The organism is bacterium (assembly GCA_029210965.1).
Classification (GTDB): domain Bacteria; phylum BMS3Abin14; class BMS3Abin14; order BMS3Abin14; family BMS3Abin14; genus JALHUC01.
This window is the reverse complement of the sequence record JARGFZ010000003.1, coordinates 1-15,921: the sequence shown is the minus strand read 5'-3', so window position 1 is coordinate 15,921 and position 15,921 is coordinate 1. Positions and strand designations below refer to the sequence as shown.

15 protein-coding genes are annotated in these 15,921 nt (G+C 54.1%); 12 read left to right on the top strand and 3 right to left on the bottom strand.

The window, feature by feature from the left end; all coding sequences use genetic code 11:
• Positions 1 to 150 precede the first annotated feature (150 nt).
• The 6 genes from P1S59_02245 to P1S59_02220 all read left to right on the top strand — a co-directional run bounded on the left by P1S59_02245 (position 151) and on the right by P1S59_02220 (position 4,643).
• A complete protein-coding gene (locus P1S59_02245; GenBank protein ID MDF1525079.1) occupies positions 151 to 378 on the top strand; it encodes a hypothetical protein in 228 nt (75 codons plus the stop codon).
• 516 nt (positions 379 to 894) lie between these two features.
• Positions 895 to 1,041: a hypothetical protein gene (locus P1S59_02240; protein MDF1525078.1), complete on the top strand. Its 147-nt coding sequence runs from the start codon at positions 895 to 897 to the stop codon at positions 1,039 to 1,041.
• A 129-nt stretch (positions 1,042 to 1,170) separates the two neighbouring features.
• Entirely contained in the window at positions 1,171 to 2,589 is a 1,419-nt protein-coding gene (locus tag P1S59_02235) for a YhjD/YihY/BrkB family envelope integrity protein (GenBank protein ID MDF1525077.1), read from the top strand.
• 380 nt (positions 2,590 to 2,969) lie between these two features.
• The gene (locus P1S59_02230; protein MDF1525076.1) at positions 2,970 to 3,206 is read left to right on the top strand and encodes a DUF6429 family protein; all 237 of its coding nucleotides are present in this window, start codon (positions 2,970 to 2,972) and stop codon (positions 3,204 to 3,206) included.
• A 300-nt stretch (positions 3,207 to 3,506) separates the two neighbouring features.
• Positions 3,507 to 4,223, top strand: coding sequence for a diguanylate cyclase (locus P1S59_02225; protein ID MDF1525075.1), 717 nt, complete (start codon positions 3,507 to 3,509; stop codon positions 4,221 to 4,223).
• Between the two features lie 30 nt (positions 4,224 to 4,253).
• Positions 4,254 to 4,643 carry a hypothetical protein gene (locus P1S59_02220; protein ID MDF1525074.1) on the top strand — a complete coding sequence of 130 codons (390 nt, stop codon included), beginning with the start codon at positions 4,254 to 4,256 and terminating at the stop codon, positions 4,641 to 4,643.
• A 469-nt stretch (positions 4,644 to 5,112) separates the two neighbouring features.
• On the opposite strand, the gene P1S59_02215 is transcribed toward P1S59_02220, so the two are convergent.
• A complete protein-coding gene (locus tag P1S59_02215) occupies positions 5,113 to 5,331 on the bottom strand; it encodes a hypothetical protein (GenBank protein MDF1525073.1) in 219 nt (72 codons plus the stop codon).
• A 251-nt stretch (positions 5,332 to 5,582) separates the two neighbouring features.
• Between P1S59_02215 and P1S59_02210 the strand changes: the two genes are divergently transcribed.
• Entirely contained in the window at positions 5,583 to 5,789 is a 207-nt protein-coding gene (locus P1S59_02210; GenBank protein ID MDF1525072.1) for a hypothetical protein, read from the top strand.
• 132 nt (positions 5,790 to 5,921) lie between these two features.
• On the opposite strand, the gene rmuC is transcribed toward P1S59_02210, so the two are convergent.
• The gene (rmuC, locus tag P1S59_02205) at positions 5,922 to 7,184 is read right to left on the bottom strand and encodes a DNA recombination protein RmuC (protein MDF1525071.1); all 1,263 of its coding nucleotides are present in this window, start codon (positions 7,182 to 7,184) and stop codon (positions 5,922 to 5,924) included.
• A gap of 85 nt (positions 7,185 to 7,269) precedes the next feature.
• On the bottom strand, positions 7,270 to 8,589 hold the full coding sequence (locus tag P1S59_02200; protein MDF1525070.1) for a polysaccharide deacetylase family protein: 1,320 nt from the start codon (positions 8,587 to 8,589) through the stop codon (positions 7,270 to 7,272).
• A 197-nt stretch (positions 8,590 to 8,786) separates the two neighbouring features.
• On the opposite strand from P1S59_02200, the gene P1S59_02195 reads away from it, so the two are divergent.
• The 5 genes from P1S59_02195 (at position 8,787) to P1S59_02175 (ending at position 15,578) form a co-directional block, all read left to right on the top strand.
• The gene (locus tag P1S59_02195) at positions 8,787 to 8,951 is read left to right on the top strand and encodes a hypothetical protein (protein MDF1525069.1); all 165 of its coding nucleotides are present in this window, start codon (positions 8,787 to 8,789) and stop codon (positions 8,949 to 8,951) included.
• Positions 8,952 to 9,074: 123 nt separating this feature from the next.
• On the top strand, positions 9,075 to 10,850 hold the full coding sequence (locus P1S59_02190; protein ID MDF1525068.1) for an aldehyde ferredoxin oxidoreductase family protein: 1,776 nt from the start codon (positions 9,075 to 9,077) through the stop codon (positions 10,848 to 10,850).
• A complete protein-coding gene (locus tag P1S59_02185) occupies positions 10,843 to 11,466 on the top strand; it encodes a class II aldolase/adducin family protein (GenBank protein MDF1525067.1) in 624 nt (207 codons plus the stop codon). Before P1S59_02190 ends, P1S59_02185 begins: the two co-directional genes overlap by 8 nt.
• Before the next feature lie 111 nt (positions 11,467 to 11,577).
• A complete protein-coding gene (locus P1S59_02180) occupies positions 11,578 to 12,852 on the top strand; it encodes a sigma 54-interacting transcriptional regulator (GenBank protein ID MDF1525066.1) in 1,275 nt (424 codons plus the stop codon).
• A gap of 461 nt (positions 12,853 to 13,313) precedes the next feature.
• Positions 13,314 to 15,578 carry a hypothetical protein gene (locus P1S59_02175; GenBank protein MDF1525065.1) on the top strand — a complete coding sequence of 755 codons (2,265 nt, stop codon included), beginning with the start codon at positions 13,314 to 13,316 and terminating at the stop codon, positions 15,576 to 15,578.
• Positions 15,579 to 15,921 lie beyond the last annotated feature (343 nt).

Here is a 15,921-nt window from a genome sequence, read left to right as displayed (position 1 = left end):
AGGGAGAGCTGGAACTTGACGGAAGGATGAAGGAAGAAGGATGGAGGATGAAGAAAGGTTGAAAATTACTCCTTCCTCCTTCCCTATTCTTCTTTCTGCTATTTCGACTAGGACTTAGACTAAGATTAAGACTTAGTCTATTATATCCCCATGAATGTGCTCATTTCTCTCGTCGTGGTTATCACCGTCCTGGTTGTTGGGCTGGTTTTTACCCTGTTCCCCCAGTGGGGTATGAGGGTTGTCTGTCGATGCGCCCGTTCCTACATGAACGAGGACCTTTCCTCTGATCCGGTCTATGTATTGGCATTCCGATTTTACGGCATGGCCGCTGTCGGTCTGAGTCTTTACGCCCTCTATCAGGTCCTCCAGGCGTTCTGATGCCGGGAAAAAGAAGGGCAAGGGGACAAGATAAAAGGGACAAGTGTTCGTGATTGCTTGTGCCTTGTACCTCGTATCTCTTTAGTGCCTCTTACCTGTTACCAGGACTGAGGCTAATACTAATACTAATACTTGTACTGCCTTCACCCAAGGAGCATCCCATTGTCCGATATCTACCAGATATGAACCGGCACGTTAACCACGTCCATTACGTTCAATGGGCTTTGGAATCGGTGACCCGTTATACCTCAGAAGGCAGCCTACCTCTAGCCCGGCCTATTCACGAGGTTCTTTTCCGTTCTGTCTGCGTTGCTGTGTCGTTCCCTTGTGCGGAATACTAAAGTATGCCTCCGCGCTCCCTGGACAGTCGCCTTGCCGGAACGAAAAACTCCTCTCGTGACTATGTCCGGACAACCCCGCATAATTCATGATGTTTATCGTGCCATTCCCATTTATCCATATTTGCCACACAGTTAGCTCACATCTCATCGCCATCATGAATAATGCGGGCTAGAAATGGAAGCCGGCTACAGGGCCGAGGCTCGTTTTGGAGACAATGTCGTAGCCAAGGTTCAGGATCTGGGGGCAGGTCTTTTCAACCACCAACTGGTACGTGAATCGGATGGGAAAGAGCTTACCCGTCTGGTGACAAGGTGGGGTTAGCAGGGTTGTCGATCTCGGATCTCAGTGATCGAAGTTCCGATCCCAGGTGATCATGCCGGGTCAAAGTTTTATAAAAAAAGGGCACTGCATAAGGTATTTATGGCCGTTCTTTTTTGATAGGATATTTTCATGGTATACAGAGTGAAGGAATCTCCAGAGCCTGCCAGGCAGGAAAGTACAGGGGTCACCCCCGGGAATATTCTTTTCTTTCTCAAAACCGGGGTCTGGAGGGTGCGAAAAAGTGATGTTTCCATCTTGACCTGGTTCTTCATCAAGGTCCTCCGTATCCTCCTGTTGACCTTCCGCGGTTTCGTCGAGAACAAGTGCCAGCTCCGTGCCAGCTCGCTGACCTTTTACTCCCTGCTGTCCATCGTTCCCGTTATGGCCATGGCTTTCGGTGTGGCCAAAGGGTTCGGTTTCCAGAAAACGCTGGAAAGGGAGATCGGCAAGGTCCTGAGCGCCCACAGCGAGATCGCCAGCCAGATAATGAATTTTGCCAACAGCCTCCTGGACAATACAAAGGGCGGGCTGGTGGCGGGGATCGGGTTCGCCTTCCTGGTCTGGGCAGTCCTGAAAGTGTTGTTCACCATCGAGCAGAGCTTCAACGAGATCTGGGGCGTTCAGGAACCCAGAAACTGGGTCCGGAAGGTCAGTGATTATCTGTCCCTCATGTTCCTGCTGCCGGTCCTGTTCCTTCTTTCCAGCGCTGCTACCGTGGTGGTCGCCAGCCATATCCAGACGGTCGCAGGCAAAGTCGGGTTGCTCGGTTATCTGGGGCCGCTTACACAAGTCTTGATCTGGCTGCTGCCCCTTGTGGTCATCTGGTTAATGTTCACCCTGCTTTACATTTTCATGCCCAACACCCAGGTGCGGATCCGCCCGGCCCTCATCGCCGGGATAGCCGCCGGGACCGCCTTTCAGCTTTTCCAGTATTTCTATGTCACCTTCCAGATCGGCATGGCCAAGTACAACGCCATATACGGCAGCTTTGCGGCGCTTCCCCTGTTCCTTATCTGGCTTCAGGCAAGCTGGATGATCGTCCTGTCGGGGGCGGAACTTTCTTTCGCGACCCAGAACGTGGACACCTATGAGTTCGAGCCTGACGCCAACCTGGTCAGCGACGCTTTCCGCAAGCTCCTTGCCTTGAGGATCGTCAACCTGCTGGTGGAGCATTTCTCCCTTGGGGAAAAGCCGCTGGACGAGGATGCCCTCGCCCATGAACTGGGTATCCCTATCAGGCTTCTGCGTTACCTTCTCCATGACCTTTCGGAAGCCGGGGTGATAACCTCGGTGAGGCTGCCCCAGGAAAGGATCTACGCCTACCAGCCTGCCTTCGATCCCGATGCGATGACCATAGCCACGGTTCTCGAATCCCTGGAGAACACGGGGACCGACAACCTGCCTGTACTGCCATCCCCTGAACTGGATCAGATCAGAAGATCAATGGAGATCTTCAGTGAGGAGAACCGGGCGTCGGAGGCCAACAGGCTGCTCAAGGAAATTGGTGAAGGAAAGTCCAGAGTCCAGAGTCCAAAGTCCAAAGTTTGATGGACTCGCAAAAAGTCCATCAATGCGCCCCGCGCGGGGCGCCCAAATCAAGGACTCGCACTGTAAGTCATTGATTTGTAAGGAAAGGGAAAACGACGTTTTTCCCTTTCCTTGGAGCGAAAAGTCCCGGATTGGACTTTTTGCGACTTTATCAAGTCTGAAACCCGGAACGCACATACGGAATTTATATCTGACACAGCCAGCTAAATGAGACGTGCGTGCGTGAGTGCGTAAAGCGTTCGTGCGTCAGGCTGAGCCAGTTAATGTTTTTCGCCATCACGCATTCACGCACGTACTCACTTACGCACATACGTATTATTGGCCTTGCATTTGCACTACCCTTTTCCTACGCCAACCAAAACCGGCGGGGAAAGGAGGTGATGAGGGTGAAGTACGAAGAAAACAGGGTTGACGAGATGGTATTGGCACTGATGCATCTGACGACTTTCAGGGAGTCGTCCGGATACCGGACGTGGAAAGGACATGATTGGGAAGTGTTGGACCGCTTGCATCAGAAGGGGTTTATTGGAAACCCCAAGAGCAAGGTTCGCTCGGTGGATCTTACCAAAGAAGGGCAGCTAAGGTCAGAGGAGCTGTTTAAAAAACAGTTTACCTAACCCTTGTCTTCCTGGACATTGTCCGACGTTTCGGACCACCAAGGGCTGCCCCAGGGCAGCCCGTTTTTTTTGCGAAAGTGCAGCTGTCCGAATGCCGGACAAATAGTAGAAATAGAAGGGGAAACATACCAGGGGCGCAGTCCAGGCATAACAGTTGGGTAACAGCCAAAATATGGACGCTTTTATCAATATCAAATCACGAGTCACGGTATTTCTTCTACTTCTACTCAGACTTATACTTATGCTAATAATTATATCCTGCTATGATATGCGCACGGCTATTATTCACAGGAGTGTGAGATGAAACATGTTCGTTCCATCATTTCAGGGGTCGTCTGGACGGCCGTACTGCTTATCTTCTATAGGATGCCCATCGGTGCACAGGGAGCTGACTGGCGTCTCCCCCTTTTTCTGGTCATCTCATGGGTCCTGGGTCTCGTTCTGATAGGCTGGGTCGTTTTTGGCAGACAAGTGGACCCGACAAAGGGGATATTGATCACAGTGGACGAAAATACCGGGTTGGCAAACCGAAGGGCGTTCCAGGGGCATGTGGAACCCCTGCTCAAGGCTGCTGAAAGGTTCATCGAAAAGAGCCTGGTGGTGATCCTTAATATCAACAACCTGGACAGGATCATCGCAGACGAAGGCGATGAAGTGGCAGAGGAGATCGTTATCCATGTTGCCCAGGCCTTCCTCGATTCTCTCCGCGGATCGGACATTCTTGCCCGGTATGACAAGGATGAACTGGTGGCATTTCTTCCCAAGGCATCTACAGTGTTTTCGGACACGGTGACAGAACGGATCATGATGAACGTGGCAGCTCAGCGCAGGGAGATGGAAAATCCCAAGGATCTCAATGTGAGTATTGGCTATGCGGAATTCGATCCCGTGGCGCCGCAATCCCTCGATTATCTTATCAGACAGGCTTACAAGGATATGATCAGGAGCATGGGAGAGACGAACGCTAACGCGGAGAACGCTGACGATGCTGAAACTCAATCCGAGCCCGAACCATAAATTAAAATAATATATCGGAGTCCCAGGCCCATGGTCCTCTGTTTTTCTCCTGGCTCCTGGCTCCTGGATACTGCCTTGCCCCCCGGCCGCACCTATACCCTCACCGATAGTACAGGGGAATCTACCCTATATTACCGGCTTGTCAGAAAACTGGCTGACAGGTTCCTGGACATCATCACCGATGAAGTTGTCCTCCGGAAAAGCATCCGTAACGCCTCCACCTGGAAAGGTGCTCTGAGGAGATTGTCCCGGCGTGAGCGCCCTGTCAGGAAGATCCTGCGGAATCTGGATAATGTTCTAACCCCTTTCCTCACAGGTGTTGACGAACACCTCCGTACCCTTTCCCTGGCCGACCGGCTGGACCCAACAATAAGGACCAGCAGGGATCAATACCTTTTGTATGGGAATGAGGTTGTGTGAGGGTTTGGGTATTCCGGTTGTGGGAGTTCCTCTTGATGCCAACAGGTGCTCACGGTGGCTGGGGGAGTGTCTGGAAACGTCCTTCAGTCTTAAAGAGCTGGAGAAACTTGTAAAACCCGGCGTCTAGTGTCTGGTGTCTAGAAGGGGCCAGAGCTTGAAACATAAAACACAGAACCCAGAACATTGAACACAGAATAAAGTCAAAGGACTGTAATCAAATGCAAGGGACTAACTCCTGTGCTGAAGTTATGGTTTGCCTCTAACCTTTTAACTCAAACCCTATCGAAGGTTACAGGCGGTATGTTAACAGACCACATGTTCAGAGAAAAATATTGAAAATTTCACAACAGAATGTGGGGAAAACCCTATGGTGTAATCCTGGAGAGGTTTACTGTGATGAGTTTGTTTTTGGTTCTTTCTGCGTTCTGCTTTCTGGGTTCTGCGTTCAGGTTTTGCCAGACACCAGAAACTAGATACTATCTCTTTTCCTTCTATCCATTATTCGGATCCGGCGATCCCTGAGTCCCATCCAGAGTTCATCGTATCCCTGGCGTCTGTCCATAGTCCGACCGCGCCGTTCAAACAGGCTGAACCGCCGGTCCCCGCTGCTGCCACGTCTCTCCTCTTCCCTGGAAACAGGTTCCCGTGAGCGTCGGCGGCTACTGTCGGGTTGTCTCCTCCTGAACATCTCGTCTCCTTTGAACTCCCTCAGTTAAATATTGTAACAAAATTGAGTTTACCGGGGGAAGGGGAGGAAAACAGGTATCCAAGTGTCTAAGTAACTATGTATCTATGTGCCAAAACGTCATGGCTTTAAGATATGCGGATAGTTCAATTTTAGTTGCATTGCTGATTAGTTACGTAGATACCTGGACACATAGATACATAATTTACCGGGAATCTAAAAATAAATGGAACATTGTGTGGTAAATTAAAACCATGATCTGGCTGGCACTCCTCGGATTGATCTCCCTTGCATTCATCCTTGTGGGATGGAATCTCGCCGTAAGGCGTATGCGCTGTTATAGCCAGGAGGCGGAGACGAGAAGATTAAGGGCTTTCGCCCAGATGGTGGAGATAGCTGAAAGGCAGGACGCAGCACGCAGAACGCAGAACGCAGGAGAAACCGTTCGAAGGGACGACTGAGCGACCCTTCGACAAGCTCAGGTCAGGGAACGCAGCACGCAGAATAAGATCCGGGGCCGTAAGCTTACAGCCTACAGCCGAAGTCTTTGAGATATGAGATTTGAGATCTGAGATGAAGACAGCTATCAGCTACTAGCTGTCTTGCTCCTTCTCCCCGGAAAGTTCAGCTGATTGCAGAACTCGCGTGTCTTTTTCCACAGGGTCAACATCAGGGATCTCTTTGGATGTGTCGGCCCCATATTCAGAGAAACGCCTGGCGCTGACAAGGACCCTTGTTTCCAGAGACCCCACAGCCCGGTTGTATGAATCCACGGCTTTATCGAGACCCCTGCCAACATTCTTGAAGTGCTCTGCCATGAGCCTGATCCGCTCATAGAGCTCTTTGCCCAATTCACTGATGTGTTGGGCGCTTTCCGCAATAGTTTCCTGGCGCCACCCGTAAGCGACAGCTCTTAACAAGGCTATAAGTGTTGTGGGTGTGGCCAGGATGACACGTTTTTCCACCCCCTGCTCAATAAGTCCGGGATCCTGCTCGAGAGCCGCTGAAAAAAAGTTTTCACCGGGAAGGAACATGACTACGAACTCTGTTGTTTTGGGGATCTGCTCCCAATACCCCTTTGAACCGAGTTTGGTCATGTGGTCCCTGATCTGTCGGGCGTGGCTTTGAAGGTGGATTTTTTTCTCATCCTCATTTTCCGTTTCCAGGGAATCCAGGTAGGCCTGTAACGGGGCTTTGGCGTCTACGACAACATTCTTTCCACCAGGAAGCTTGACGATGAGGTCCGGGCGTATTCGACTTCCTTCAACCGTAATGGATTCCTGCTCAGTGAAATCGCAGTAGGCGAGCATTCCAGCGATCTCAACGACCCGTTTGAGCTGTATCTCTCCCCATCTTCCTCGAACAACAGGAGATCGGAGAGCCTTGACCAGGTTGCCGGTCTCAGTTTTCAACCCTTCCTGATTGGCGTTCAGTTGGCGAACCTGTTCCCGCAGTTCAACGTAGGCTTCCACCCGTACCTTCTCCAGGCCCTGAACGCGGGTGTCAAATTTATTGAGTGATTCCTGTATTGGCGCCACAAGGTGTGATATGGCGTCTTTACGTTTTTCAAGATCTCCCCTGGCCTCCGACTGCATTTTTCCCAGTTCCAGTTTGGCAAGCTCAAGGAACTGGGTGCTGCTGCTTTTCAGGGCATCGGATGACAGAGCTTTAAAGGCGTCACTTAAGGATTCTTTGGCGGTATCCAACATTTTCACGCTGTTTTCAGCCGCCTCCCTGGTGATCCTCAGTTCGGTCTCGAGGGACGCGACCCTGGACCTGCCCACGAGCCACGCAGCGGCATAGCCCAGGACCACACCGGCAACAGCAGCAATTATAATGATGTAGGGAGTCTGCATAGGGGGTTTAGTTCCTGATTCCAGGTTCCAGGGTTTGTGTTCCAGCCTCTGCACTCTGCACTCTGCACCCTGCACTTTGCATTTTTTATCCCCCCGTATTCAGCATCTGTGTGATCGATCCCACTTTGTAACCCTTCTCCTGGAGCCGGTCGATAAGTTCACCCAGCCTGGGGTGAAACGGGTCCGAGGCCCGTTCTGTGCCAAGGTGCAGAAGGACGATACCTCCGGCCAGCCCCATCTCCGTTTCGCTATCAAAGGAAATTATCTTTTGTATTATCTGATCCGAGCTCAAATATAGCGCTGAATTACGGTCCGAAACCCAGTCTAGGCCGTCCAGACTTTTTCTCGTTTTGGGATCGTAGGTCCAGCTTACATGCCTGTATCCGCTGTTTATAGCCCACTGGCGGATCTCTTCGTTCTGCTCTCCGTAGGGTGCCCTCCAGAGCTTAACCATCCTTTTCCCTGTAAGCTCCTCGAACAGCTCTTCGTTTCGGATAAGCTCCTTTTGCACCAGCTCTTTCGTTACGCCGGGGAGGGTTTCCTGACGGTAGTTCTTCCCGAAGGTGGTCAGGTGGAGGTGACTGAACATGTGGTTTCCCACCTCGTGCCCCTGGCTCGCGATCCGTCGGGTTACTTCCGGGAAACGTTTTATGAAATCCCCGGTGAGAAAGAACGTGGCTTTTAGGCCCCTGTCCGACAGGACATCCAGGACCTTTCCTGACGCGTTGCTGTAGCTCCCCCCGTCGAAGGTGATCGCGACGATCCCTGTATCAGGAAAACCTCTGGTCAGGTCATCTTCGGGTGGAAAGATCACCTGTGGTTTTCTACGGGTCACCTTGGCCGGTTTCGGTTCCGGTTCGGATGGCGGGGCCATGGCGACCTTGTCCAGGGTTGCTGGTTCAGCGGCAGCTGCAGGCTCTGAAACCTTGGGTTTTTCTTTAACAGTGGCCAGGGAATCAGAGACAGGCATGGCCCGGGTATACATGGTGGGCAGACCATCGCCATAGACCTGGATCTGAAATGTTCTGACACTGTTGTCTGCCTTGAAGGTGAAGGAATAACGCCCCTCACTTACGGTACACAAATCCCTCTGTGTCCCGTCGGCCAGAAGCACTGCTACGGCAAAGTCAGGCGCACTGCCTGCAACGGTGGTCCACTCGCCCTTATGAACGATGTCGACGGTGGGTAAAGAGGGCAGGGATGAGGTGCCTGGATGAATACTGGATGTTTCCCGGACGGCGCCGACAAGAACGCTTGTCTGGTAGAGGAGAAAAAGGAGGAGCCCGATAGTTAAAAAACGGAAAGGGCCACCTCCCGTTAACCTTAGCGTGAACTTTTCCACTCTCCGGTAGCGGAGGGTCAGGCGCAGGGCGATCCTTTTTGCCTTCGCGACCTTCTCGGCCACCCAACACAGAACCTGACACCTGAGTGAACAGAATGTGTGTCCGAGAGCCTTCCTCTGGCATTCAGGACATACGAGGGACAGGCATTGGAAACACTTACGCCTGGTTGCAGTGTCAGCGTGGTTTTTACACACACTCGCTTCATTTATCATATGGGCAATCAATAGCAGAATGAAGGGATAGGGGCAAGAACAGTCCAATGTCCAATGTCCAAAGGAAGGGCAAGGCGGAAGAGCAGGGCGAAGAGCGAAGGGCGGAAAGCGAAGGGCGGAAGGGCAGGAGCAGAAAGCCGGGAGCCAGGAGCCGGGAGGAAGAGCAGGGCGGAGGGCAAAATGCGTGGGGCGGAAGAATATGTGATCGGTAAAACCTGGAACTAGGAACTTGAGGCACGGTAGTGCCGGGTGCGCCCCTCGACAGGTTCGGGGCAGGGAGTGTAAAGTACAAAAAATATTAACGTTACTGATAGCCGGGATTCAAAGGAACTTTAATGACCAAAGATTGGAATGCGCTCAATATCGACCTGTCTTCCGGGACCGTCGAGCGGGAAACCCTTTCCTGTGAGTATGTTCGGCGGTTCATCGGAGGAAGGGGCCTGGGGGCTGCCCTGATAGCTCCCTATGCTACTGAAGGAGTCGACCCCCTCGATGGCAGCGTTCCCCTGGTCCTGGCTGCAGGTCCCCTCACCGCGGCAGGGATCCCCTCCGGAGACCGGTTCAGTCTCAGCACCATCTCCCCCCTAACCGGAACCGTCATGGATACGAACTCCGGAGGACGCCTCGGAAGATCTTTAAGGAGGGCCGGCAGCGACCTCATGATCATATCGGGCGTATCCGCAGATCCTGTTGTCCTCGTCGTTGAGGATGATGAGGTTCGCCTGGAAGGGGCATTGGATCTGTGGGGGTGCACTGTGTCGGAGACGATCCTGCGCCTGACGGAGCGCTGGGGAAAAACAGCCGGAATGTCGGTAATCGGCCCTGCCGGGGAGAACGGTGTCAGGTACGCTTCCATCATGACCGAAAGGATGCGCGCCATGGGACGGGGCGGCGCGGGGGCGGTCATGGGTTCGAAGAACCTCAAGGCAATGGTAGTTATCGGGAGCGGGAAGGTTCCCGTCCACGACAAAGAAAGGCTCAAGGTGGTGCTGGAAGAGTCTAACAGGTGGCTCCGGGCCCACCCTGTTACCTCCAAGGCCCTCCCTGCATTGGGTACTCCCATGCTGGTGAAGATATGTACCAGGGCCGGGATATTTCCCCTCAGGAACTTCCAGAGTGTAGCTGTTGGTGAGGATCAGGCCTACACCGGAGAGGAACTGGCCAAGCGCTTTACGGTGAGCAGTTCCGGCTGCACCGGGTGTTACATCCAGTGCGGCAGAGTGACGGAGGCCGAAGGGTCCCGGGGTGAAGGGCCGGAATACGAGAGTCTCTGGGCCCTGGGCCCCGACCTGGGGATCGAGGATCTGGCTAAGATCATCCCCGCGGCCCACCGCTGCAATGAACTGGGAATGGACACGATCTCCGCGGGCGGAACTCTTGCCTGCGCCATGGAGCTTGCCCAGAGAGACGTCCGGCCCTCCACGGTTCGTTTCGGGGAGGCTGGATCCATAATGAAAGTCCTGGAAGACATTGCATACCGGAGGGGGGAGGGGGACGAAATGGCAGAGGGATCTCTGATAATGGCCCGCAATGCGGGCGCACAAGAGTACGCCATGCAGGTGAAAGGAATGGAGCTTCCCGGGTACGATCCCAGGGGTGCCCAGGGACAGGGCCTGGCCTACGCCACCTCCAACCGGGGGGGCTGTCATCTGCGGGGAGGGTACCTTATTGCACGGGAGATCCTGGGAATCCCCAAAAAAGTTCATGGGACCCAGGTTCTGGGTAAGGGCGGCCACGTGGCCAGGGCTCAGGATTTTGGCGCTGTGGCCGATTCTCTTTCAGTGTGCCGTTTTGCCACCTTTGCCCTGGCTCCCGAATACTGGTCGAGGATGCTTCACGCTGTCACCGGATGGGAGCTGGGGGGAGAAGATCTCATCAGGACCGGGGAGAGGATCATCACCTTGGAACGGATCTTGAATCTTGAAATGGGGGTTGGGCCTGATTCGGACAGACTGCCGCCCCGCTTCACCAATGAACCCCTCACCGAGGGGGCCTGCACCGGCGAGGTGGTCCACCTGGATGATCTTCTGGCAGAGTACTACGCCCACCGGGAATGGCCAGGTGGAATACCGTCCGAAAACAAGATAAAGGAGCTTGGGCTGGATGAATAAAGAGGGAGAGTCCTTTAAAAGGTTGATCGAGGAGTTTAGTCGCGTCGGCCGCGTACTGTTTACGGGTGGTCTTAACAACTCTCACAGCGGTAATCTGAGCGTTCGGCTGGGGGACAGGGTGGTCATTACCCGCCGCGGCGCCATGCTGGGCGAACTGTCGGCGGACGACCTGGTAGATGTGGGCTTGATTGAGGATGATTCCGGGATCGCCCTCGCATCCACCGAGGTAAAGGTTCACAGGGCGGTATTTGCCGCGACATCACACCTTGCCATCGTTCATACCCACCCCAGAACGGCTACAGCTCTGTCCATGGGCCGGGATTTTCTTGTGCCCGTGGACGATGAAGGCCGTTACTACTTCAAGCGCATCCCGGTTCTTGCCGTCAGAGCGTCCATAGGGTCCGATGACCTGGAACGGGAACTTCCCGCCATGCTCAAAGATTACCCCATTGTTATGGTTAGGGGCCACGGAGCGTTCGCGGTGGGGGGGAACCTGGAGGAGGGCCTGCAGATCACCCATGCCCTGGAGTGGTCCTGTGATATCCTCTTAAGGTGCCTGGCCCTGGGGATGACGGAAGAGGATCTCATGGATGATCGCACCCATGGAGAATGGTAGGGTACCTGGTCAGGCTATACCTGACCAAGGAGTGGAAAGTGGACAGTGGAAAGTAGAAAGGGCAAGCGGCATAGGAAATGATTGTGAGCGAGGATGCAGGGGAATGACACGATGAGGCTGGATGTTTACAGGGACGACCGTTATCTGGGGGGCTACCATATCGGGGATGCCTCGGAGATCCGTATTGGAAGGGACCGTCGAAACGCCATAATTCTTCCCCACACCACCGTGAGCAGACATCACGCAAACCTTCTCAGGCAGGGACGGAAATATCTCCTCATGGACAGGAGTTCCAACGGGACCTTTGTGAACGGCAAGAGGGCCGACAAACTGCTTGTTGATCCCGGAACCGAGATCCACATTGGCCCCTTTCGCCTCATAGTGACCGAAGAAGAGATGCCGATCTGGGCCAAACCTACCGAGGAAAGTCGTGTCAATGATACCGTTCACTCCCGAACAGGTCTCATTGGCACCTCCGAGCAGATGGCAAAGCTGAATCAGGCTATTGAAAAAATGGCCTCCGTAAGCGCCACGGCTCTTATCATGGGGGAGACCGGTACCGGCAAAGAGCTGGTGGCACGGGCCCTTCACGATCTTTCCGAAAGGGCCCCGGCGCCCTTTGTCGCCATCAACTGCGGGGCCATCTCACCTGAACTTGTGGAGAGCGAACTTTTCGGTCACGAGAAAGGATCCTTTACAGGGGCAGGCAGCGAAAGGAAAGGCGCTTTTGAGCAGGCAGATGGCGGGACCCTGTTTTTGGATGAGATCGGTGAACTGTCCATGGACCTGCAGCCCAAGCTTCTGAGGGTTCTGGAGTCGGGGGAGATCAGGCGGGTTGGTGCCCAGAGCGCCATCAGCGTGGATGTCAGAGTGGTGTCTGCAACCCACAGGAACCTCAAGGCGGAAGCAGAAAGGGGCGGTTTCAGGTCCGACCTTCTTTACAGGCTTTATGTCTTCCCTCTCCTGGTGCCTCCCCTTCGTGCCAGGAAAGAGGATATCCCGGAACTGGCCGAATTTTTTTATGGGGACAGGAACGCAATTACGGGGCCGGCCATGAAACGGCTCCTGGACCATGACTGGCCTGGGAATGTCAGGGAACTTAAGAACGTCCTGGAACGGGCACGGATACTTACAGGGGGTGGAAAGATCGGGTCGGAGGACCTTATCTATCTGGATGAGTCGCCCCTTTCCAGTGTAACTCCCACAGATCCACTTCCTGAGACCTTCCAGGAGTTGGAGCGGCTTTACTATACCAGGGCTCTGGAAAAGTCCGACGGCAGCATTCGCGCCGCGGCCAAGTCTTTAGGAATCCCGAAAAGCACACTGTATGATCGATTGAAAAGGTACGGACTCTCTCCAGAAAAAGACGACAACGATTCCTCCTGAAACGGAGAATGGGGGTTACGGTAGATAAACCGTTTGACACGGCGACACGATGACGCGGAGACGCGGGGAAACAACACGGTGTCATCGCGAGCTGATTACCGGGCGAAGCGATCTCGGTTTCTATAAATACGGCAGAAGCAGCCTCACACAGGGAACACAGAGCAAGGCGCAACCGGGAGCAACAGAGGTTCCTGTAAAAGCGGTTTAAGCTGATTTATCGCAGTTCATCACGAAAGAGCTTGAAATTCGATGAATAAAACTGAGAACAGACTTAACACTAAAAATATAACCTGTTCCTCAAAAAATTATATGCTTGATCAATGATTTTACTCTGCGATGCGACCTTAAGTTGGCCGCGCTGCGTACCCTGCGGTTAGTTCTTGATATTGTTTTTCCTTCGCGTAACTTTGTGTCCTTTGCGTTTAGAATGATCCTGGATCGTAAAACCTGGAACCCGGAAGATGAACTCTGAAACCCCGACACCCCGACACCCCGATACCCCGATACGTATTTATCTCGCGCTGGGGCTCATGGGCTTCCTCACCTCCCTGGCCCAGATCACCTTTCTGCGGCGAGGTATTGCCAACTTTTCCGGCAATGAGCTCAGTCTTGCCATAGGCCTGTTCGCCTGGTTTGCCTGGGTGGGCCTCGGAGGTTTGTTAGCCCGACGTCTGTTCCCCCGGGTTACCCGTCCGGACAGGGCCCTTTATCTGGCGCTTCTTTTCCTTGTGGTTCTTTTTCCCCTGACAATAGCGGCCCTTGATCTCGCCCGTCCCCTGATGGGTATCTCTGTGGGGCAGGTGGTGGGGTTCGGGTTCATAGGTTTAGCTTACACGCTGCTTTTAGCCCCTTTCTGTGTAGTGGACGGTTCCGATTTCACCTTTGGAGCGGCTGCGGCCGGGTCGGGAAGGGCCGCCACGGTGTTCGCTGCCGAATCCCTGGGAGCGGCACTGGGCGGTATATTCTACTTCTTTGTCAGTGTCAGGTATCTGGACAGCGTTGAACTGGCCTGGATCATGACTGTCTTTGTGGCAGCATCTGTTTCCTTCCTGGCCTGGTGTGAACGGTTGGTGAGATGGTGCTGTATCGGGGTGCTGATCTGCTCATTTTCTCTCGTCCTTTTAACCGGTTGGCCTTCTGATGACCTCACCCGGGGGAAACGTTACGCTCCCTATTTTCCGGTAATGAGCGCCCAGTCCCCCCTCGGCCATCTCACCTGGGCAGTTCCTGTGAATGAACGGTTCAAGGAAAGCGACAGCGCTGAAGATGTTTTCAAGGATCAATCGGTCCTGTTTTACGACGGCTCGCCTCTCGTGACCGATCCCGATCTGAAATTGGCGGAGCAGGCCGTCCACCCCGGTCTTATCGTCCATCCCGCCCCTGAAAAGGTTCTCCTCATCAGTTCCCACCTTACAGGGGTTCTTCAGCAGATCCTCCTGCACCCGGTGGAGAAGGTGGATGCGGTAGTCCTCGATGAGGCGGTTGTCCGGATGGAGAGTCACAATATCAGGAGTACCGTTAAAGCTATGGCCGATCCCAGGTCAGCTCTCGTCACCGGGGATCCTCGGCACTACCTGAGGCTGGTACCGGACGGCCGCTACGATGTGATCCTGGTCAACCTTCCCGATCCGGGAACCTTACTATTCAACCGGTTTTATACGGCTGAGTTTTTCCGGGATGCGGCAAGGGCCCTTGCCGCAGACGGCGTCCTTGCGCTGTCTATAGGTGAGCCTTCCAACTATATTCCACCGGCCATGGGCAGATACCTGGCTTCCATCGATACCGCTTTATCCCCCTTCTTTTCCCACAGGGACTGGTATCCCCTGGACCGCTATCTGGTCCTGTGTTCGAAGGTGGATGCGAGGCGCCTGACGGGGTTCCTTGCCGATACGGTGGCTGATGAAAGAGGGATGGATCTTAAATTCATGCATTCCGGTTACCTGGACGCGGACCTGTCTGTGGAAAGGCTATCGGCGGTAGAAGGTGCCATGGACAAAGCGTCCGGTCAGGTGCGTCCAAACTCTGACCTGACCCCTTCCGCGGTGCGGTACCGGCTCCTCCTGTGGCAGGGCCAAACCGGTTACGCTGGAATTCTTTCGATCCCTGATATGGGAGGGGAATGGCTCGCCTTCGTTGGGAGCCTGGTGGTAATTCTGTTCGGTTGCTTTGCTCTAAGTCTTATGGGGTCCGGGGGTACCAGGGGGCTGGTACTGCTCTCTCTGGGCGGCTTTGCCGGTATCGCCGCCGAGACGGTGCTGATGTATCTGTACCAGGCCGGTTACGGGTTCCTTTATTCACGTATTGCCCTGCTCCTGGCGGCCTTCATGGCAGGCATGGCTTTAGGAGCCATGGTCCGAGTCCGCACTTCTGATAACCCTGCCTGGCTGTGGACCGGATATTTCCTCGCGGTGACGGTGGTGGTTTGGGTCGATCCCGGTGCCTGGCTGCCCGAGTGGACGGGTCTTGCCCTTTTTCTCCTTCTCATGACTGGAGGAGGAGCGCTTACCGGGATGAGCTTCCGTGCGGGCAGTGGCCTTCTTGAGTCAGCCGGATGGCGGCACCCGGGTGGGGCCGCCTACGGAGTGGACCTCATCGGGGCGGCCCTGGGGACGGTAGTGTGCGGCCTCATCTTGCCTCTTGCCATCGGGTTGTATGCTCCGGTGCGGTATTGCCTGCTGCTTTCGGTGAGTATTGCGGCTGGACTATCAATAGGGAAAGATCGCTAGACACGGCGACGCCCTTCGATCCCGCCATCGGCGGGACTCAGGGCAGGCGGGGACGCGGAGAAACGGGTATAAATCACGGTGTCATTGCGAGGATCATGGGGTTAGTGAGGGCGATGCGGCAATCTCAAATTACCATAAAAGCGATAAAAGCTTTAACGCAGAGGACACAGGACGGCCATTTGCAGGCCGTATCGCAGGGTTACGCAGAGTAAACCTGAAATTGGAGTAAAGGAACTTTTCCTGTTACAGCGTTAAAACAGCCTCACACATCTAGCCCGCATTATTCATGATGGTGATGAGATGTGAGCTAACTGTGTGGCAAATATGGATAAATGGGAATGGC